At 50.7% G+C, this 801-nt stretch carries 1 protein-coding gene; it reads left to right on the top strand.

Annotated features, from left to right (window positions below; translation table 11 throughout):
* Positions 1–801 (top strand): putative Ig domain-containing protein (locus tag L5M29_RS23655; protein WP_263170356.1); only part of this gene is annotated, 801 nt, incomplete at both ends.

Here is an 801-nt window from a genome sequence, read left to right as displayed (position 1 = left end):
GGCGATGACGACGGCAGCCCAAGATGTCGCGTACAGCTACACCTTGACTGCAATTGATTCTGATGTGGGTGATGTATTAACGCTGAGTGCCATCAATAAACCGAGCTGGTTGAGTTTCAACGCGGCGACGGGTTTACTCAGTGGCACGCCGAGCAATGCGGATGTGGGCAGTCATGCTGTCACCTTACGAGTGACGGACACAGATGGATTAACAGCAGATCAATCGTTTAGTATTACAGTCACTAATAGCAACGACGCTCCTACCATCATTTCAACAGCAACTATGGCCGCAGTGCAAGATGCTGTTTACAGCTATACCTTTGCCACTACAGATGTCGATGTGGACGACGTACTGACATTGAGTGCGGTGACGATACCAAGCTGGTTGAGTTTCAACTCGGCGACAGGGTTACTCAGTGGTACGCCGAGCAATGCGGATGTGGGCAGTCACGCTGTCACCTTACGAGTGACGGACACGGATGGCTTAACGGCTGAGCAGTCCTTTAGCATTACAGTGACAAACGTCAACGATGCACCGACCATCAGTTCAATGGCGATGACGACGGCAGCCCAAGATGTCGCGTACAGCTACACCTTGACTGCAATTGATTCTGATGTGGGTGATGTATTAACGCTGAGTGCCATCAATAAACCGAGCTGGTTGAGTTTCAACGCGGCGACGGGTTTACTCAGTGGCACGCCGAGCAATGCGGATGTGGGCAGTCATGCTGTCACCTTACGAGTGACGGACACAGATGGATTAACAGCAGATCAATCGTTTAGTATTACAGTCACTAATAG

It is taken from the genome of Shewanella sp. SM95 (assembly GCF_025653595.1).
Taxonomy (GTDB): Bacteria; Pseudomonadota; Gammaproteobacteria; order Enterobacterales; family Shewanellaceae; genus Shewanella; species Shewanella oncorhynchi.
This window is presented reverse-complemented; position numbering and strand designations above follow the sequence as displayed.